We start from the raw sequence: 19,390 nt of genomic DNA on the forward strand, positions 1-19,390 counted from the left end.
CCTGAACTCTTGGATTGGTCTATCCGTTCGGGTCTAGCAGGGCGAAAACTTCAGGCTTTGAATCTGTTATTCCATTATAGCTTAAACCAGTAAAATCCAGCAATCGTCGACTGTACAATCCCATTGACTTTTTTTGGCGGATAGGATACATTTTACAAAATAAACAAAATAAGTTCTCTTACGTTGGAAGCACCCGTAAGCAAAGGCAATCTTGCCTTTCTTGCGGGTGTTTTTGCGTTTACAAGGGGAACCCGTCCAAGGAGGAGCTTATCACTATGCTACATTCTATGATGAGAAAGCCGATTTCAGCCGTATTACTTGCTCTGCTCGCACTATTGATCTCCATGCCTTCCGCCGTCTCCGCGTCATCCGTGAAGCTGACCGAATCTGCCCAAACCAAGCTATCCAAGCAAATATCCACCGCCAATTATGCCATGAGGCAGAATCTCACCGCTCAATTGCTGAGCCTAACGACTCTCCAGCAGAGGGAGGACACACTCGATACAGCAATCGCTTCCCTTCACTATTACAATGGCAATGCAATGACCGCGCTGCGCGCGCGAATCACCCAGATCGATGCAGCGAAGATCACCAAGCTTACGCAGGACGTAGCTCAGACCAAAGAACGATATAAACCGCTCTTCGCAATGTACACGTCGTTAAATACGCAAATTAAAGACGCCAAATTCCTCAAACTGAAGAGTTTGGCTGCCTTACTCCAAATTCAAGCGGATCTGCTGAAGCCCTCCACCCAACTGGCCCGCACTGAAATTCGTATCAAAGAAGAACTGCTTAAGAATGCAAAGGCTGCCACTTCTGCCACGATCAAGCATTTGCGTGCGAAACTCGCCGAAACAGACCCGCTGCGCAGCCAGATTACATCGGTCCAATCGGTTATTTCCGGCATGAAGAAGAACATATCACCCGTCGTCAAAACCATGAACGAGACGATAAAAGCAAACTCCTATGAAGGTACGCTGCAATCGCTGACCACGCTCGTATCCATTTCTCGCACCATTGTGGAGCAGAAACAGCGAGTCAGTACTTTTGAAAATCGCATTTCCGAAATCATCCGCGCAACGAACACCGAAATTCCGGCCAAATAACGACTGCACTCCTGACATGCGCGGCATTAGAATGGAATAGCATTGTAAGAGGAGAGTTCCGGCATCTGCTTTCTTAGCGTTGAACTTGAGGAGGGGAAACAATGCAAATTCATGTCGTGCAGGCGGGACAAACACTTTACCGACTGTCACAGGCGTACGGGATACCCGTTTCTGATATCACTTCCGCTAATGAGATTTCGCCTAACGATACGCTGGTTATCGGACAGGCACTTGTCATTCCGATTGTCGGGCAATATTATTGGGTGCTTCCGGGGGACACACTAACTACAATCGCGAGTAAATTCGGTACTACGGCGGCCACGCTCGCTTCAATTAACGATATCGGGATCAATAGTCCATTAAAGGTAGGCCATCGCCTCTATATCCCGCCAATTCCAAGACGCAACGCCGTTATCAACGCTTACATTGATCCACGAGGGACCACGGTCTCCCCTGCATTGACAGAGGCAGCCAGAAGTGCGTCTCCGCATCTTACCTATCTGGCACCATCAAGCTTCCGCATCCAACGTGACGGTACAATCGCCCTGCCTCCGCTCGGTGATCTCGAATCCATTGCCCGGCGTCATCGAACAGCGATGATGATGACGATCACCAACTTGGAAGGCGATCAGTTCAGCGCTGAGCTCGGCGAGCTCATTCTAAACGATAAAGCGCTGCAGGATAAACTGATTGCCAACATTTTGGACACAGCGAAACGCCTGAATTTCAAGGACATCCACTTCGATCTGGAGCATCTCCGCCCGGAAGATAAGGAAGCCTATAACCGATTTCTGCGCAAAGCTGTCGTCCCGATCCACAAGGCAGGACTCACCATGTCCACAGCGCTCGCTCCCAAAACAAGCGCTACCCAGCAAGGCGCATGGTATTCCGCCCATGATTATAAAGCTCACGGGGAGATCGCCGATTTTGTCATTATCATGACCTATGAGTGGGGCTACAGCGGTGGACCGCCAATGCCCGTCTCACCGATCGGCCCGGTTCGAACGGTGCTGGAGTACGCCCTCACGGAAATTCCGGCGAACAAAATCGTCATGGGGCAAAATTTGTACGGCTATGACTGGACACTGCCTTATGTGGCAGGCGGCGCCTATGCCAGGGCCATCAGTCCGCAAGCGGCTATCGCTCTCGCGCGACAATACAATGCTGAAATCTTATACGACAACACCGCTCAGGCGCCGAATTTCTCTTATTGGGATGCGAATGGCAAGGAGCATAAGGTATGGTTTGAGGATGCCCGTTCTATTCAAGCGAAATTCAACCTGCTGAAACAACTTAATCTGCGCGGCATTAGTTATTGGAAGCTCGGTCTTAGCTTCCCGCAGAACTGGTTGTTAATCGAAGATAATTTTAATGTCGTTAAACTGCTGCCTTAGCATCGCCGATGCTGTAATGGCGGCATTAAGATGATGATTAGCACTCTGATTGCAGTTTCGGCCTTGCGCCGAGCTGGATGAGGAGTGCTTATTTGTCGTCTCAGCAGTCTAAGGTCGGAGGCGTCCCCCGCCTTAAGGCCAGCATCAAGAACAGCCGCCAGACGGTTTCGAGGAAGGCCGTCCTCTTTTAAACTAAGGATATCAGTTAAACGACATCACCACACGCCAGCACAACACATCACTTCACAATAGACGGCAATCACTTCACCACTATAACAAACACAAACCTAAAGGAGATGTTTCGCATGAAGAAGCTTTACCGTTCCACTTTGAACCGCAAATTAACGGGGCTATCCGGTGGGATTGGCGATTGGCTCGGCGTTGACCCGACCATCATCCGACTTGTTCTGATCGTATCCGGCGTGTTTAGCCTCGGTACCACACTGCTTGTGTATATTATCGCAAGTTTGCTTGTACCGAAAGCGCCATTCGAGGTATTGTCCCCGGACAGCCACTTCCGTTTTCACGCCTAATTCATAAAAAACCAAAACTAGGAGATGTTCAACAATGGGATTGTTAAACCGAATTTTCAACATTACACAGGCAGCTGCCAACGAATTGCTCGACAAGCTGGAAGATCCGTCCATGATGCTCAACCAATATGTACGCGGCATGCAGGATGAGATCGCCAATGCACAGCAAGAGTTGTTTAAACAAGAAGCCATGATTAAAGGGCTGCAGCAGCAAGCGAGCGAAGCTGCTGTAATGGCAGAACACAGCGAAACCAAAGCGCTGGATGCCATGAGAGCCGGCAATGAAGCAACGGCGCGCGAGGCACTAACCGCGAAGCTGCATTACACCGATAAGGTACAGGAATATTCGCAGTGGATCGAGAAGGCGAAGCTAACAATCGCTGAGCTGACACAGCGGCTGGAGAAAGCCCGTGCAGAGCTCCCTCTGCTGCTCAAGAAACGTGAAGAGCTGCTTGCACGCATTCAACAAACAGCAGCGAAGTCCCGCTCCGGTATGCCGAGCTTCAGCGTTGGCCGTGCCAGCCTGGAAGGCGGATCCGCTTCACGCGGCTTCCAACGGATTGAAGAGAAAATCGCGCAATGGGAAGCCCATGTGGCCATGTCCCGCCAACCATACGGCGCGGGCTACAGCGATTCTTACGGTGCATCACCTGCTGCGGGTACAACAGGCATACCTGCTAAGGATGCGCTGATCAATGAGCAAATGGAACAGCTGCGCAGAAAACTGCCAACGGAATAAGCTGCACTTAAACGAAATAAACAACCTGATTTCGGCACATGCCGTGATCAGGTTGTTTGCATTTATACCTATTTAGGCTTCTCTACCAGCCGTATTTAGCTGGACCCCATTCTTTGCGCACGAGGTCCTGCTTCACATAGAGCAAGCTGCGATTCGGCACATCTTCCTCTAGAATGACGCCTGATCCGACAACGCTATAGATCCCGACCTTCACACCCGGCATCAGAATCGCATTCACGCCGGTGCGGACAAAGTCGCCTAAATAAATCGCATTGCTGTGCTCGCGAGGTGTTTCTCTGCGACCTTTGATACGATGCGAGGTGTTCCCATCGTCGAAACGCAGCGTGCCGCAGACGGTAGCCGCACCAAGATCAGTAGAGGTGCCGATTACACCGTAGAACTCCATGTAATGATACAAGTACACCGTATCGAAGATAACGCCGTCGAGCTCTGCGCAATGATTAACCACGCAGTGATTGCCCACTGTCGTACCCTCGGAGAGAAAGCAATAATTGCCGATGTACGTATCATTACCGATCATATGGCTGCCTTTCAGTATCGCGCCATTCTCGATTGTCGTATGATCCCCGACAATCACGTTGCCTTCGATAATGACATTACGGCCGATTTTGCTGCCTACGCCAAGCTTTACGAAACCTTCGATCGAAGCGCTCGGATCAATCGAAGCGCCTTCGGCGAGCACATGGCCGGTCAGCTTCGCACACTCACGGCGAGCCACGATTTCATTGGCAAGCAGAATATGCCATGGTTTGTCCAGATCGACGAATTCACCGATTGTCTCCACCGCACGAACCGCATAACCGTCATTCATGCAATCCAGCAACGACATTTCCAAATGTCCCTCAAGCGGCGGCATCATGCCGACCTGTACGCTTGTAAACAAACCGGAGCTGGCGCTGGCATAAGCCCAGAAATCCTTGCTGAATGCAAATGCACAGAAGCGGTGGCTGTAGTCGTCGCGCGGATGCCCCATAATATGGTCAACGCTGTCGTTCTTCAGTCTGCAGCAGATCCAGTCCGAGGAAGGCTGTTGCCCCAGCGGATGCACCAGCGCAGCGGCTATCTCGTTTCCGGATCGCTGTTCGAACGAGGCGGCAAGTCGGCCAAGATCCGCTTGATCCACCAGTGTATCACCGTACATGACGAGGATATCCTCATCCCCGCATGCGCTGCGAGCAGCACATAGTGAGAACGCCGTTCCTTGCGCCTTCTCATCGTTAACGACGATAATGTCCATTCCTTCGTTTGCACACGAGCTGGGACCATGCTCCCGGAAGTAGTTGCGGATCTGGCCGTGCAGCTTGCCTCCGACGATGATGACTTTGCTATAACCAAGCGCCTTGAGTGACTCCACTTGATGCGCGATGAGCGGCTTCGTTGCAACCGGGATCATCGCCTTTGGCCGAATTTCGGCGTAGGGCCACATTTTCGTACCCGCTCCGGCGGCCAGAATTATCGCTGTTCTCATGCAGGCTTTGTTCCCTTCACTCTTATAGATTGTCAATCCAGCGATCTCTAACGGCAATCGCCGCTCCGACGAGCGTACTCTTCTCCTCATAATTCGAGAAAGTCAATTTCAAATTATCGTATATGTCTTTATGCAGCCGATCCTTAAGCCGCTCCGAGATTAACGCAATAAACGGTTCGCCGAACGCATTGTACTGTCCTGCGATAATAATCATATGTGGATCGAACAGCCATGCGATATTGTTGAAAGCTGTAGCCAAGCAGTCTGCAACACGGATTAATTCCTTGGCAACAATGGGATCTCCCCCTTGAAACCGCTCCACATAGCTCTTCGAACGTGTAGCGCCCGCAAGCTCATCCTGCTCTTCAATGCGGCGAACAAATTCATTCCACGAAATCATTTGCTCCAGGTTCTGTCCGCTTCCATGCGCAATGACGATCTGTCCGATTTCACCGGCAAGGTGGTTGGCACCCTCCGAGATTTCGTTCCAAGCCGCACTCGCCCCACCGACGCCTTCACCCAAATAAATAAAGAAAATCGATTTAGAAGCAGGGTCCGGCACCCGCTGCAGCTCGGCCATCGCGGCCAGCTTCACATCGTGGTCGATAATAATCGGAAACTCCGGCAGAAATTTCGTGAGCACGTGATGCAGGTTCACTTCTCCAAATGCCGGGATGAGACAGTTCACAACCAAATCCTTCTCTTGGTTGTACGGTCCGGGAGTGGAGACTCCTATGCCAATCAGCTCATTCTCCTTCTGCAGCTGCTCAATCGTGCCAAGTATGTCTTTGCAAAACTGCTCAATATTTTGAATATACGTCAGCTCATTCTGATACGTGTACGAATAAGAGCTTAAGGTAACAAGCGATAAATCCTTAATCACATAATGAAAATGAATCGATGTGAAGTCGATGACGAGCATCTGCTTCTGACCGGGCAAGAACCGAAGCAGGTTCGGTTTCCTGCCGACTGTGCTTTTCTCATCCTTCGTTTCATCGGTTATACCGACGTTCACGAAATCCTCCACAATCGAAGAAACCGTAGCGGCGCTTAGGTTTGTTTTACGAGCAAGCTCCAGACGAGTTGTAAGATCGCTATGAATTAATTCCTCGAATACCAGCTTACGGTTCTGAATTTTGACCGAGTTAATATTAACCAACTGCTTCTTCAATAGGACCACACTCTCTATCGGTTAAATAATCAATGTTTATACTCCTATATTCTACCACTACATTCTACTTGAGTGAACCTTCCGTTAAACCGCTTACGATGTGACGGTGGAACAGCACATAGACCAGAATCATCGGGATCGTCACGATCGAAAGCGCGGAGAACAGCAAGTGATAGTTCGTAATGTAACGGCTGGAGAAGGCGAGCAAGCCTGTCGGGATGGTCTTCAGTTTATCGTTCTGAATATACAAGAGCGCAAGCAGAAACTCGTTCCAGGAATTGAGCGCCGAGAAGATCGCTACGCTGGACAAGCCCGGCATCATGAGCGGTACCATGACACGCGAGAAGATCGTAAAATCGGTTGCGCCATCCATGCGCGAGGACTCTAACAGCTCTTTCGGAAGCGAGTCGTTGTGCGCCTTGAGCAGAAATACCGCAAGCGGCAAGCCCATCGCAATGTATGGAATAATGAGGGCAAAGCGGGTATCCTTCAGGTTCAAATATTCGAAAATATAGTTTTGCGCGATAAAATAGGATTGCAGCGGCATGAACAACCCGAGTACGAACATCGCCAATAACAATTTGCTGCCCTTAAACTCCAGCTTGCTGAATGCGAAAGCAGCCAGCGCGGCGAGGACAAGAATGAAGACGACGGTTACGGATGTCGTAATCAGGCTGTTGAGCGCGTACACGTTCATCTTGCCGACCTTCCAAGCTTGCACCCAGTTGTTCAAATCAATCTTCTCCGGGAACGAGAATGGTGAGGAGAAAATCTGTCTGTTGGACTTGAAGGACGAAATAATCATCCAGTACATCGGATAGAAGAATAGGAGCGACAACAAGGACATGCCGATATAATAGCCGGCGGATGATAGTTTATTCACAAAGCTTGGTTTGCTTTTGTATACGGTAGCACTCATGGGACAATCTCCTTTTCACGCCTAATATTCCAGCTTCCCTGCATCCTTCGGCTTTAGTTTGTTGAACAGAATCCCAATCAGTGTAATGACAATCGTCATCAGGACAGCAAGCGCGGAGCCATAACCGACATCGCCGTTCTTGAACACCACTTTGACTAGGTAGGTCGTTACGATTTCGGTTTTGTTGTTTGGTCCGCCGTTTGTCATGACGTAGAACAAGTCAAAGGCTTGGAAGCCGCCTAAGATACAAAGCAGGAGACCTACTTCAATCAGATCCATGATCATTGGAATCTTGATACGGAAGAAGACCTGCCATTCCGTTGCTCCATCCAAATGCGCAGCCTCGTACACTTCCTTCGGAATACGCTGGATCCCGGCATAGAAGATCGTCATGTAGAAGCCTGCGGAGACCCATCCGGAGACGACTGATACCGCGATCATAGCCGTCTTGCTCTCGCCCAGCCACACATGCTGCAGGCTGTCCAGCCCCAGGGAGTGAAGCAGCGAGTTGATCAATCCGAAATCGGCGTTATACACGAACGCCCAGAGGTACGAAACGATAACCATCGGGAGCATCATCGGCGTGAAGAAAGCAACGCGGAACAATCCGGTACCGCGGAAATTCATCGTAATCAGCCCGGCCAGCGCCAGTCCAACCACAATTTCCAGCACAATGGTCAATAAGATATATTCGAAAATGTGCACGTACGACATCACGTAGATCTGATCTTTAATAGCACGAATGTAGTTATCAAAGCCGGCAAAGCTCATCTCGCCGTATCCCTTCCACTTGAAGAAGCTGAAGGAGAAGGTCATGACGATCGGGATCAGCACCGCAAAGGCGAACATCAGAACAGCCGGGGCGACAAACAAATACGGGGCAATACGCCATTTCTTATTCAAGTTCCGCGACCTCATTTCGAGTTTCGTTTGTTTAAAGGGATGCACCGAGCATCGCTTAACGCGAATTCCGAGTGCATCCCACATTTTGGCGAAGTGTATTAAAGTTACTTCTTGTCCGTCTTTAAATGTGCAATTTTCTTATCCACTTCCGCCAGCGCGGCTTCAGGTGTATTGTCTCCACCCAGCACTTGGGAGGTCGCGGAGTTCAGTGCATCCGCGATTTCCAGGTTGTAGCCCGTATCCGGCGGCGATACAAGCGCGCTCGCGTTCTTCAGCATGTCGTTCAGCTTTACAGTAAGCGCATCGGTCTTCGAAGGATCTACTGAGCCTTTCGCCATCGGCGTAATGCCGTTCTCAAGCAGCTTCGCAGATGCTTCAGGGGATACATAGAGCTTCATGAAATCAATCGCAGCTTGCAGATGCTCGGTTTTCTTGTTGATCATGTAGCCTGTTGCTACGCCCAGCACGCTGGACTGATCCCCTGCGCCGCCCGGCATGGAAGGCAGATTGAAGAAGTCATATTCGAAATCCGGCGCCTCTTCCATCGCAGTCGATACAAACCAGCTGCCGATCGGGTGCATAGCAGCTTGTCCGTTCATAAACAGCGTATCCGCTTCGTTATCCGCAATCGCGTTCGCGCTCTTGTTCACAAGCTCGTTATCACGCAGTTCCTTAATATAGGTAAGCGCCTTAACGAATTCAGGCGAATTGAATGGCTTGTTCAGTGTCAGTGCGTCCGCATATGCCTGCTCGCCTACTACGCGGGAGATCATATGCGCCATCCAGTTGCCGCCTGCCCACAGATCTTTGTTGCCTACGGCAATTGGCGTAATGTCGGCTGCTTTGATTTTCTTCGACACGTCGATAAACTCGTCCCATGTTTTCGGCGGGGTTAGCTTCAAGTTGTTGAAGATTTCTTTGTTATACCAAACGACGTTCGTCACGTCTGCATTGCTTGGAATCATGTATACCTTGTCATCGATCTTCATGCCGTTGTAATCCGAATCCACGAAACGATCCTTCAAGCCTTCTTGCTGAACCGCTTCCGTCAAATCTGCCGCGTAGCCTTCGTCATTGCGCATCTTCAGACGCTGACCGGCCCATTCAAAATAAATATCCGGCGCATTATCGCTGTTCAGCAGGTTCGGAAGTCCAATCGTTTGGTACATATCATCGTCTTGGAAGTTCAGATCAACCGTGACATTCGGATGCGCCGCCTCATACTCGTCTTTAAGCTCGTTCCAGACCGCAATCAGCTTCTCGCCCGGAGAACCCATTGCAATGCGAAGCGTAAACTCTTCCGTACTTGCTGCTTGATTGCCTTCATTGCCATTGGCAGCCTTGTTATCCGCATTCCCGCAGCCTGCCGCACCGGATAGAACCAGCATTGCCGCACTTAACGTCATCATCATTTTTTTCATCGTAAGAGACCCCCTATATGATAGTTAAACACGGACTTCTTCAAACACTTTGTTAGCAAAAATATCAATGATATCGCCGAATACATACGTCCGATCCGCCTTGAATGCAGCGTACTGACTTTTAAACGATGACATGCAAACCTGGTTCGGCGTCTTCAAACAATCAAGACCCAGTTGCAGCATTTGGCTGCCATTTGCAAATTTCAGAATCCAACGATCCATCTCATCGTGGGCCGCCTCGTTATCCATGCCGCGCAGCAGATGCGCCGCAGCCTCTCCCAGCTCCGCAACAAAGGCATCTATTTGCTCAAACGCCTCTTCGCGACTGCCAAAATCATGCGTGAATAAAAACTGCTCGATTGCTTCGTTCAGCCTCGGCGCATTTCGCAAGTTCAAGCAGGAGTAGAGCACATTGTCGGCAAATACGAGAAAAGGCTTATAATCCTTCTCGCCCACAATCTGCAGTACCGCACGCTTCCAACTACTCTCCGGGTCGTAACTCACAGGATTCCACAGATAATCCGCGATCGTTGCAATTGCAAATTTACTGCTTTCGGCATACTCCATGCAGTTAGCGATAATCCCTCTTGTAAAACGATACAAATGCGGATCGCGCTCACGGTAAGGTCCGATGTGCATTTCATTGGTCATTTCGACATCGTTGACCGGATAGTTGTCCCAGTAGAGCGGCTTATGGTAGGTGTTCTGCACGAACGTCGCAGCTTCAAGCAGCGTTATTTCCCGGGAGCAAATGTACCGTCCGGTCCAGAACATATCGATGCCCGGATCCAAATTCCGGCCAAGCTTCGATACGTAATACTCATTGCCTTTGCCGTGATACTGAGTCGGGCAGACGACCAGTTGGATCGAAGGATCGAAAGCTTTGAGTTCCGCGTACACCTGCTGCGTCACCTCAATATGCGCAGCTACGAGATCCTCGTAGACTTCCCGATCCTCCGCGTGCTGCAGCTCGCTTGGAATATCATCGAAGAGCAGGCCGAACTTCCGGATACCGATACCGTGAATATGTTTGATTTTGGAGATGAGCTGCGCACGGTCTTCACTGCTGGAATACCGCATCGACAAGCCGGGTCCAATGCAATAATAGAAATCAAGATATAGCGAACTCGCTTCCGCGAATATCAGTTTCAGCCGCTCGTAGGATGCTGCGTCATACATCTCCCGCCACTTAGCACGATGATAGATATCATCCTTCGGTCCGTAGAAATAAGTATTCATGCCGGATAATGAGATAAACCGCAGCATTCGGCGCTGCTCCTCTTGCCCCCATGGCTCGCCATAGAAACCTTCAATAATGCCGCGCAGCGGGAACAAGGGATACTCATAGATAACGCCGTTTGTCAACGTATCGCCCTGCATGAGCACACGCAGTTTGTTGAGCGCAAACCATAGGGAGCGTTCCCCCGAATGGGTAATGACGACATTCTTTCCATCGCCGTCGCCCTCAGAGCGAATGTCCAGCTGAAAAATTTCATCCGACAACGTGCTCGTCTCTCGGATATAAGTGAACCGTTCGTTATGCACAGAGATGGTCGCGATACGGAGCTCTCCTGCCGCAGCCGGCTCTTCGGTGACCCGGCATTCGCTCTCATGCAGCTCGCACCACTTCTGGATCACACGGCCTGCCGTACTAACCGCAGTCGCTTCTTGTATCGTGATGGTCCTTGGCAGAGTCCGTTTCATAACGCTCGAATCACCCCTCTGTACTTGTGCACTAGGCTTTGATTGATGCTGTCTCCGCCATCCGCGTTGCTGCTCGCAAACACCTCGGGCATCGAGCCACCCTCCACCATAAGCTCAACCGTCTCAGCCACGATCGCATTGACAATCGCAGCGCCAATTGCTGTCGACGTTGGCGCAACCCTGCGCGGGAAGCCGTCGATCGCAACGCTTGCATCACCGATTGAGCCGTGATTATCAATGACGGTATCGCATACTTGGTAAAGCAGTTTACCGCTGCTGTGTCTGGACGTTGCCGATTCGGAGTGCTTCAGACTAGTCAAAGCCACAACATGCAGCCCCCGTTCACGGGCAATCAGAGCCATTTCGATATTGACCGCATTGCGTCCCGAATTGGATGCAATAAGCAGTACATCGCCATCGCAGGTTTGCTGTTGGTCGAATATGATTTGCGCAAGTCCCGGCAGTCGTTCAAGCTCCGTACTCTGCAGTGCATTGGAGTGAAGCATGAGCCCCTCCAGAAAGATCGGGTTCACGTTGGCCAAACCGCCGGCACGGTAAAACATCTCCTCCGCCATCATATGCGAATGCCCCGTACCGAATAGATGCAGCCGGCCCCCGTTCGTGAAGGCATGAGCGATTTTCCCGGCCGCCTCACGTATCGCATGGATTTCTTTATCCATGACCGAAGCAAGGAGCTCTTCTAGCTGTGCTAAATATCGTAATGCTGCCGTCACCGTAATTCCCCTCTCTCTGATTTATGCCGATTCGGTAGAACGCCGCGGATAAGTAGTGCCTAATTGCTGTAAAATATCTTCCGTGAGCATCGTTCCCGTTCGCTGAAAGCAGCAGATAATCGCTCCAATCTCCGGGGGGAAGCCTAGCAGGTCAACCTTCACATGGCTATGCTTCAACTCGATTTTGCCTTTAAGCTGTTCATATATATAGCGGTTGTGTTGAAAAACGCCACCGTACACACCGATCTTGACACCTTCGAAGTTACCGAGCTTTTTCACCAACATGTCCGCATGCTTCTCTAAGTCATAAACGGCTTGATCAATCACTTGCCTCGCAACCTTATCGCCTTGCTCCGCGCATTTGGCCACTTCTGTTGCAAACCCTGCTATCAGATGGCGTTCCATGCGGGGATTATAATACACGTCGATTAATTCGCGCATATGCGCGATTGAAAAATAATCCAATACCTGTTGAGATAAGTATGTCTCTTCGCCGAGTTGCTCATAACTCGCAATGGCTGCTTTAATGCCGTTCATGGCAATATCATGGGCGCTGCCTTCATCGCCAAGTCGATAACCCCAGCCTCCGACAATGCTTAACTCGCCGCTTGACAGCATCGCAACTGCCATTGAGCCGGTGCCGCTGATAATCAGCCCTCCCGGGTTGCCGAGTGTTAACGCCATAAGTGCGATATACGAATCGCTGTGCATGTATATCGATTGTGCTTGAATAATCGGTGATGCAAATGCTAACGTCGCTTCCTCGCTTGCTTCTTGATCGAGTGCCGACATGCCTATAAAAGCAGTATCGTATTCCGCAAATCCATACTCAGCTTGCAATTGCTTCATGATTGCCGCACAGTTCGTACGGGCTTGTTCCATACCAACCGAATAATAATTGATGGAATGTCCGGTAGCGCCAGCCAGAATCCGGCCCGAATCATCGGACACGATCGCCGTCGTACGCGTTCCGCCACCATCAATGCCCAGAAATAGCTTCCGATTCTCCATCCCATTTCTCTCCTGCCATAGCCATGGAGAAGGGGATCAAGTTGATCCCCTTCTATGGCCGGTCATTCTAGCTTGTCTTAGTTTTGAGCTTCTTTGATCATGCCGTAGTAGCGGCCGAGCCAGTATGGAAGGGTGAACGGTGTACCGTCTTCCATGTTATTCTTCTTGTAATTGAAGTTTTCATTAGCTGCATAAGGTGTTTCAACAAAGAATGGGTTGCTGTTGTCCTTCGTAATTCTGCGCTCATCCGTAGGAAGTGCATAGTTCGTCTGATTGTTCGCTTTCGTTTCACGATTACCAGGTTCAATGAAGAACACATCCTGACGGTCATACCGCGCGGTAAACACGAATCGGTATTCCGGCATACGGTAGAGGAATCTAACCGCAGAGTCCAGATCCACGTCCGATTTCTCCGGATGCGCAAGCTGATACAAGAATGTGTAGAATGGATTCTCTTCACGCTTCTCGTTCTCGAACCATTGATCGAAGGCAGCTACGATTAGGTCATATCTGGTTTTATCTTTCTCAAGAACAACCAGCTGATAAACCGGGAACCAGCCAAGCTCCTCGTCGGAATAGTTGATGTATTGCGTCCAGTCATTGTGAATAGTCGCATTGATATTGGAGTATTCATCTGAGCTTTCAGCATCACCGTAACCATCTTCTGGGGCTACTTGTTCTCTTGTTGCCACCTTCTGACCAAGAATGTCATAAGCGGTGGTCGCTTGACGTACAACGCGACGCTTGATGTAATCCAATGCCATAGCGATATAGCCTTTACCGTTCTCAAATTCATCTTCTTTGCTGTAATCGCCATCAAAGGCTTTCTCGTATGCGGCTTCGAATTTCGCTGCATCTTCCGGGTAGTTCTCTTTTGTAACGTAAGCAGCGGTTTTGAAGGCAGCCATAACTTCAAGCGCGTTCAACGGACCATCTTCATAGCCGTACGAAAGTGCATCGTTACCTTTGTCGTCTACGCCTACGTTTGCGTTCCATAGCTGCTGACCTTCCATAACCGAAAGGCTGTCATTAAAGTATTTGGACGACCATCTCGACCATTGCGTCGATTTGCCTGTTGCATCTTTAATGTAGTAGTTTTCGTTCTCGATGATTAGGTTCGTCATACGGTCCGTAGCTTCGGCAATATAATCTTTCAATTCAGCCAGGTCCGCATCGCTCTCATCGTCACACAAATATTTGTATGCGGTCATAAACAGAGCATAGTGACCGTCTACTTCATCGGAAGAAGTATCAGCTTTATACACGATCTGGTTCTGATCGATATAGCCGTCTTTGATTACTGATTCCGGGAATAGGTCGTTAAAGAATTGCGGGATTTTCTCATAAATCGGTACTGTCAATTGGAACAACGGTTTATCAGCTGCAGATGTGCTTTGATCCCCATCCTTATACTTCTTGTCTACCGTGTTGCCGAGATCAGTTTCCTCTTTTATCTTTTGTGTGATAACGGGCATGACTTGATACACCGGTGCTTCGTAATCGCCATCTTCAAAGGTATCAACGAGAGTTTTCAGATCTGTACCGAGCTTCGGAAGACCTGTTCTGCCTGCGTTTAACGCTTGGATAGAATCCGGGCTCAAACCGACACCATTATAATTGAGTACGCCATGACCACCAGATGGGAATAATGTGTCGCCCTTCTTGACCATCGCATCCTTCGTCACGCGAACGATGGAATAGCCAATTGGCTCTTTACCTTCTTGAATCATACTAGGAACAATGGCATTCGGATTCGGGGAGCCATCCATAATGGAATGGAACCAGAAGCCATTCGTGTTTTGGAAGCCATAATCTGTATTGTCAGAAGTCTTCGCGCCTGCTTCGCTTGTCAGCATGTACGAACGAGCAGGGAATCCATTGCCGCGTCCCGATACATAATCCAGCAGAAGTACGGCTTTCGTAGCTTTCAGCGCTGCCGCTTTAGCGACATCGATTTCCGCTTGCTGCTCTAAAGTCGGATTCGCATATTCCGTTTTCAACGTTTGATAACGGAATATTTCACCCATGGCATACATAGCTGTCCACAGGCCGTCATTGTCGCTAGTTGACGGTGTGGAAGTAAACTTACCTGTCGGGGAGTTATAGTCCACATAGTTCTTTCCTTCATCCGTGAACGTAACCGTTGTGCCAGTGACCATGCCGCGTCTGGTATGAACGTCACTGGTAATTTTCTCGTAAATCGCCGATTTCTCTTGCAGCGTCTTCTTCGGCATTGTGATATGGGTAGCACCAATAGCATTTCGCACCCAAACTCCGCCTGCGCCATCGCTTGCAAGACCCGTAACGTTATCGTCTGCGCCGTAGAGGTAACGAGCGCCCGCCATGTATTGCACAACGTCACGTGCATCTTTTTCAGTGAAATCAACACGCTGAAGACCATTTTGCGTACCGATCCAGAATACGCCGTCTGCATCCTTGATCGCGACATTGACATCAGCCTGATTGCCGGAAGGAATGAACACCAGATCTGTTTTGGTAGTTACCCAAGTAAGGCCGCTAGGAATATTGGCAGTTGTGTAGTACACCACTTGTTTAGTCGGATAAGCTTGCAGCTGAACCGGTGAATAGTTAACTGCCGATGCAGGAGCATCTGCTGCGAAGACATTGGTAACCGGCAGCGATAACAACATCGATGCGGCGAGTACGCCGGAAAGAACTTTAGAACGTTTCTTAAGTTTGGACATGTCTAATTTCCCCCTCTTCTATTCCATGATGTGTGATACGCCGTCTACCGTAACTGCATAAACACCTGTTTTGCCATCGTCAACCAATAGCAGTACTTTGTTATCCGCCAGATCACCGCTGTCCTTCGTGTAGGTAACCATTTCATTGGTCGCCAGGTCCACACGGGTAACACCGGAATCCGTTCCGAGCCACAAGTAATCTCTTGCTTCTTTCAGAACCGAAGTATTAACACCGCGAAGCGCCGCAAAAATCGATGGCTTAATATCCAGATCCGCGTTTACGTAGTTACCGGCATTCACCAAGTTCGGAAGCGCATTGGCTGCCGGATTGGCCGTTTTATCATACGTCGGGTCCTGCATTAGCTGAAGATAAAGCTTCACATATCCGCGTGCTCCGTTATCAGCGAATTTCGTTGTCACGTAGTCGTAGGTAAATTGCTTTACGTCCGCGTCGTTAGTGCCGCCTCCGCCGCCAATTACGCCACCTCCGCCTTCAATTGGCGCCGTGCCGCCTTTAACTTCTTTGCCGCCAATTGTAGCGCTGTCCGCTTTAACCGTAACTTTCTCCGGAGCAGTCTCAAGCTTTACGCCGTTTGCGTTAATCGTTGCGTCAGCAATCTTACCTGTACCCTTCACTTCGGCAGCACCGTCAACGCTCAGCTTCTCAACCTTCGTGCCGGCATCGAGTGTTACTGTGCTCCCTGCCGCCGTGTTCGCGATGGAGAAGTTGGTTACCGTTGCCGATTCCATACCCACATTGGTATCCGAAATGACCGTTACATCGCCAAATTTACCAACCAGTGTAACGTTGTTGTTTGTGCCTGCGGCAACCGTAACATTAGCTGCTGTGCCCGTTGTATTCTCAACACGACCATCGGAGAGAATACTAATGCCATTAGTCGATGATGAAGTACCGTTCAATACGACGCGAACCGCTGCGTCTTCTTTATTAATCACAATGCTTCCTGCCTGCGTGTTGTTAAGCTCGACGCTATGCACGCCGCCGCCAAGTACGTAAATCGTGCCCGCAATCTTGGCATTCTCGATGGTGAGGTTACCTTCGCCAACGCCTGGCGTGATGTACAAATTGCCGGATAGCGTAACTCCTGACAAGGTGCCGCCAGCTGTGTTTACAACAAGGTTCTTCCCTGTAATGTCCGAATGCTTGTCCGCATCCGCTACCAATGTACCCATGATATTGTTAATCATCTTAATCGCTTCTGCGCGTGTAAGCTGTTTAGTCGGTTGGAAGAGTCCTTCCGGAGTACCTGCAATGTAGCCTGCGGCTTTCATTGCATGGACAGCATCCTTCGCCCATTGCGATACTTGATTGTCATCTTTAAACCCGGCAGCGCCGGCTGTAGCCGAAACCTCGAATAAGCGGCTTAGAATAAGTGCTGCTTTCTCTCTGGAGAGATTCTCTAGCGGAGCCATCTTGCCGCTTGGATCACCGGTAATGATGCCCGCTGCGTGAGCTTTGGCAATTTCGGATGCGTACCAAGCAGAAGCAGGAACATCACTGAATGTTTGGTTGCTTTGTTTGGAGAAGTTGAACACCCGGTTCAGCATGGTAACGAACTCCGATTTCGTAACTGCACGGTTAGGACTAATTGTGCCGTCATCATTCCCTTTGATCAGCCCAAGCGTCTTCCATGTGCTAATTTCAGATGATGCCCATGCCGGGATCGCTTCTGTAGAAGACTTGTCCGCTGATGCAAATTGCGCGCATGCAATTGTCGTCGCGATTGAAAGTGATACAACCAAGCCTTGCTTCAACTTTCTTTTCATATTGTTACCCCCCTGTGTGATGTCTGCTGCTTGAAACCAAATGGCCCCATGTGATCATCAATTCTTGTTAGAAAGCGCTATCAACTTCTTCATTATAGATTGGGTTATTACATATTTCAATAATTATTTTAATACATATTTTAATTGTTATATAATATGCATTCTCGCTGGTTTTAAAGAGAAAATAAAAGAGCCTTCCCTGATTGGGAAGGCTCTGTTTCAATCTTGTGCATTTATTCAGTTTGCTGCTGCTTGGAGCTGTGCCAGAAGGCCCGCCAATGTCTCATTCTCATAGCCTGTAATCTGAATATCCGCCTGGGATAAATCCATGTGCGAGGTGATCGGATTCGGAACCGCGATGGCCTTCAGCCCTGCAGCTTTTGCTGCCTTCAGTCCGTTCAGGGAATCCTCCACCGCTACAGCTTCAAACGGCTGTACGCCAAGCGCCACAACGGCCAACCGGTAAAGCGCCGGATCAGGCTTCACAAGCTCGACATCGTCTCTTGTATAAATCGCCTCGAAATAATCAGCGATGCCCTGCTCCCTCAGATGCCTGTCGATCCATCTCCGATCGGAGCTCGAAGCAAGACCGATCCGCAGCCCGAGCTGCTTCGCTTCCTCCAGGAGCTCCAGAACACCTTGGCGGAGTTTCACTTCGCGAAGCGATTCGTCATGCAGAACTTTGAAGCGCTCCTTAAGCGCAGTCTTATCAAGCGCCTTCCCCGTAAGCTCCTGCAAATCATCATATGGATTGAATGGTCCACCTATTGTTCCTACGCAGAGTGCCCATTTCTCCAGCTCGAGCACCTGCCCGTGCTCCTCATAAATCTTGCAAAACGCGTCATACTCGCAGGATTCCGTATCCACCAGCGTACCGTCGAAATCAAATACAATTGCACGTATTGTCGATGACGACATAGAATCTCCCCCATTTCCATTACCCTGATCGTAGTCGAATGGCTTCCTTTATGTAAATAGCGAAGGACCACTTCACAAAAATAAAACGATCGCACGCCGCTACCTCGCACGCCAAATTCTGCATCGCCATCCGGTTGCTCATGCCCCCAATACGCCTCCCCTTCGGATCAGGCGTATCGCCGAAATTCCGCATGCCGCGCCGCGAGCTGCGTCGCTCATAGTCAGCGCGCGCAATAAAAATTAAAAACCGTCAGCCTCCACAGCTGACGGTTCTCATTGCGACAATTATAGCAGGAAGAAGCCTTCTTCCTGTAGATATTGTTCAGCCTCTTCATAGGTTTCGAGCACCATTTCGAGGTTCGGTCCGGCATACACGTACCACAGGTCATCCTCATGCTTCAGAATCAGCGACTGCTTCTCGGGTCCGAACCACGTCGAGGCATGTACCTCACCGCGCGGGGCAGCAGCTGCCTTGGCGCTCTTCGATGTCGGCTCCGGCGCACGGTAGGATAGAGAGCGAATCGACTCCTCTACCAACTGACGGAACGCATCGGCTTCATAGCCGCGGACGTTCACAAACCCCTTCTCATCCGTATCATAGCCACGCAAATGTCCGGCATACACGAACCCATTTCCATTCGGGTGCAGGTGGAACGCCACATTTTTCTTATCGAACAGGCTTTCATCATACTGATAATTCACACGGCCGAGTGACACGTCCTTCCGCTTGAGCTCAGGAAAGGACTCCAAAATCGAAAGCTTCTGGTCAAAACTGAGCATAATCGCCTCCGGGGAACGGTAATATTTGCTGTGATTATACCACAGCAGCTACGCAAGACAAAACTTACATCACGG

Annotated in this window: 17 protein-coding genes; 4 read left to right on the forward strand and 13 right to left on the reverse strand. The window is 49.9% G+C overall.

Annotated features, from left to right (window positions below):
* Positions 1 to 275: 275 nt before the first annotated feature.
* From AC0YNS_RS19885 to AC0YNS_RS19900, 4 genes are all read left to right on the forward strand, one after another.
* The gene (locus AC0YNS_RS19885) at positions 276 to 1,106 is read left to right on the forward strand and encodes a hypothetical protein (RefSeq protein ID WP_475782716.1); all 831 of its coding nucleotides are present in this window, start codon (positions 276 to 278) and stop codon (positions 1,104 to 1,106) included.
* A gap of 101 nt (positions 1,107 to 1,207) precedes the next feature.
* On the forward strand, positions 1,208 to 2,500 hold the full coding sequence (locus AC0YNS_RS19890; protein WP_475782717.1) for a LysM peptidoglycan-binding domain-containing protein: 1,293 nt from the start codon (positions 1,208 to 1,210) through the stop codon (positions 2,498 to 2,500).
* A gap of 305 nt (positions 2,501 to 2,805) precedes the next feature.
* Positions 2,806 to 3,033: a PspC domain-containing protein gene (locus tag AC0YNS_RS19895; RefSeq protein WP_090978518.1), complete on the forward strand. Its 228-nt coding sequence runs from the start codon at positions 2,806 to 2,808 to the stop codon at positions 3,031 to 3,033.
* 34 nt (positions 3,034 to 3,067) lie between these two features.
* On the forward strand, positions 3,068 to 3,772 hold the full coding sequence (locus AC0YNS_RS19900) for a PspA/IM30 family protein (RefSeq protein WP_475782718.1): 705 nt from the start codon (positions 3,068 to 3,070) through the stop codon (positions 3,770 to 3,772).
* Between the two features lie 82 nt (positions 3,773 to 3,854).
* Here AC0YNS_RS19900 and AC0YNS_RS19905 read toward each other — a convergent pair whose 3' ends face one another.
* The 13 genes from AC0YNS_RS19905 to AC0YNS_RS19965 form a co-directional block, all read right to left on the reverse strand.
* Entirely contained in the window at positions 3,855 to 5,261 is a 1,407-nt protein-coding gene (locus AC0YNS_RS19905; protein ID WP_475782719.1) for an NTP transferase domain-containing protein, read from the reverse strand.
* A gap of 22 nt (positions 5,262 to 5,283) precedes the next feature.
* Positions 5,284 to 6,432, reverse strand: coding sequence for an ROK family protein (locus AC0YNS_RS19910; RefSeq protein WP_475782720.1), 1,149 nt, complete (start codon positions 6,430 to 6,432; stop codon positions 5,284 to 5,286).
* A 64-nt stretch (positions 6,433 to 6,496) separates the two neighbouring features.
* Positions 6,497 to 7,351: a carbohydrate ABC transporter permease gene (locus AC0YNS_RS19915; RefSeq protein ID WP_475782721.1), complete on the reverse strand. Its 855-nt coding sequence runs from the start codon at positions 7,349 to 7,351 to the stop codon at positions 6,497 to 6,499.
* Positions 7,352 to 7,372: 21 nt separating this feature from the next.
* Positions 7,373 to 8,254 (reverse strand): carbohydrate ABC transporter permease, encoded by an 882-nt coding sequence (locus tag AC0YNS_RS19920; RefSeq protein WP_475782722.1) that lies wholly within the window; start codon positions 8,252 to 8,254, stop codon positions 7,373 to 7,375.
* 104 nt (positions 8,255 to 8,358) lie between these two features.
* Entirely contained in the window at positions 8,359 to 9,675 is a 1,317-nt protein-coding gene (locus AC0YNS_RS19925; RefSeq protein ID WP_475782723.1) for an ABC transporter substrate-binding protein, read from the reverse strand.
* A gap of 24 nt (positions 9,676 to 9,699) precedes the next feature.
* A complete protein-coding gene (locus AC0YNS_RS19930) occupies positions 9,700 to 11,379 on the reverse strand; it encodes a protein O-GlcNAcase (protein ID WP_475782724.1) in 1,680 nt (559 codons plus the stop codon).
* Positions 11,376 to 12,113, reverse strand: a complete 738-nt coding sequence (locus AC0YNS_RS19935; protein ID WP_475782725.1) for an SIS domain-containing protein — start codon at positions 12,111 to 12,113, stop codon at positions 11,376 to 11,378. The genes AC0YNS_RS19930 and AC0YNS_RS19935 overlap by 4 nt, the downstream gene beginning before the upstream one ends.
* 21 nt (positions 12,114 to 12,134) lie before the next feature.
* Entirely contained in the window at positions 12,135 to 13,124 is a 990-nt protein-coding gene (locus tag AC0YNS_RS19940; RefSeq protein ID WP_475782726.1) for a BadF/BadG/BcrA/BcrD ATPase family protein, read from the reverse strand.
* 77 nt (positions 13,125 to 13,201) lie between these two features.
* A complete protein-coding gene (locus AC0YNS_RS19945) occupies positions 13,202 to 15,829 on the reverse strand; it encodes a hypothetical protein (RefSeq protein WP_475782727.1) in 2,628 nt (875 codons plus the stop codon).
* A gap of 18 nt (positions 15,830 to 15,847) precedes the next feature.
* Positions 15,848 to 17,617, reverse strand: a complete 1,770-nt coding sequence (locus tag AC0YNS_RS19950; RefSeq protein ID WP_475782728.1) for an S-layer homology domain-containing protein — start codon at positions 17,615 to 17,617, stop codon at positions 15,848 to 15,850.
* Positions 17,618 to 17,854: 237 nt separating this feature from the next.
* A complete protein-coding gene (locus tag AC0YNS_RS19955) occupies positions 17,855 to 18,535 on the reverse strand; it encodes an HAD-IA family hydrolase (protein WP_475782729.1) in 681 nt (226 codons plus the stop codon).
* A 19-nt stretch (positions 18,536 to 18,554) separates the two neighbouring features.
* Positions 18,555 to 18,677, reverse strand: coding sequence for a hypothetical protein (locus AC0YNS_RS19960; protein ID WP_475782730.1), 123 nt, complete (start codon positions 18,675 to 18,677; stop codon positions 18,555 to 18,557).
* Positions 18,678 to 18,820: 143 nt separating this feature from the next.
* Positions 18,821 to 19,315, reverse strand: a complete 495-nt coding sequence (locus AC0YNS_RS19965) for a hypothetical protein (RefSeq protein ID WP_475782731.1) — start codon at positions 19,313 to 19,315, stop codon at positions 18,821 to 18,823.
* Positions 19,316 to 19,390 lie beyond the last annotated feature (75 nt).

Source organism: Paenibacillus sp. J22FR21, from assembly GCF_056269135.1.

Bases quoted from the DNA above. Each gene is read 5' to 3' on its own strand.
- AC0YNS_RS19885 (WP_475782716.1), top strand. From the start codon at position 276: ATGCTACATTCTATGATGAGAAAGCCGATTTCAGCCGTATTACTTGCT.
- AC0YNS_RS19890 (WP_475782717.1), top strand. From the start codon at position 1,208: ATGCAAATTCATGTCGTGCAGGCGGGACAAACACTTTACCGACTGTCA.
- AC0YNS_RS19895 (WP_090978518.1), top strand. From the start codon at position 2,806: ATGAAGAAGCTTTACCGTTCCACTTTGAACCGCAAATTAACGGGGCTA.
- AC0YNS_RS19900 (WP_475782718.1), top strand. From the start codon at position 3,068: ATGGGATTGTTAAACCGAATTTTCAACATTACACAGGCAGCTGCCAAC.
- AC0YNS_RS19905 (WP_475782719.1), bottom strand. From the start codon at position 5,261: ATGAGAACAGCGATAATTCTGGCCGCCGGAGCGGGTACGAAAATGTGG.
- AC0YNS_RS19915 (WP_475782721.1), bottom strand. From the start codon at position 7,351: ATGAGTGCTACCGTATACAAAAGCAAACCAAGCTTTGTGAATAAACTA.
- AC0YNS_RS19925 (WP_475782723.1), bottom strand. From the start codon at position 9,675: ATGAAAAAAATGATGATGACGTTAAGTGCGGCAATGCTGGTTCTATCC.
- AC0YNS_RS19930 (WP_475782724.1), bottom strand. From the start codon at position 11,379: ATGAAACGGACTCTGCCAAGGACCATCACGATACAAGAAGCGACTGCG.
- AC0YNS_RS19940 (WP_475782726.1), bottom strand. From the start codon at position 13,124: ATGGAGAATCGGAAGCTATTTCTGGGCATTGATGGTGGCGGAACGCGT.
- AC0YNS_RS19945 (WP_475782727.1), bottom strand. From the start codon at position 15,829: ATGTCCAAACTTAAGAAACGTTCTAAAGTTCTTTCCGGCGTACTCGCC.
- AC0YNS_RS19950 (WP_475782728.1), bottom strand. From the start codon at position 17,617: ATGAAAAGAAAGTTGAAGCAAGGCTTGGTTGTATCACTTTCAATCGCG.
- AC0YNS_RS19955 (WP_475782729.1), bottom strand. From the start codon at position 18,535: ATGTCGTCATCGACAATACGTGCAATTGTATTTGATTTCGACGGTACG.
- AC0YNS_RS19960 (WP_475782730.1), bottom strand. From the start codon at position 18,677: ATGAGCAACCGGATGGCGATGCAGAATTTGGCGTGCGAGGTAGCGGCG.
- AC0YNS_RS19965 (WP_475782731.1), bottom strand. From the start codon at position 19,315: ATGCTCAGTTTTGACCAGAAGCTTTCGATTTTGGAGTCCTTTCCTGAG.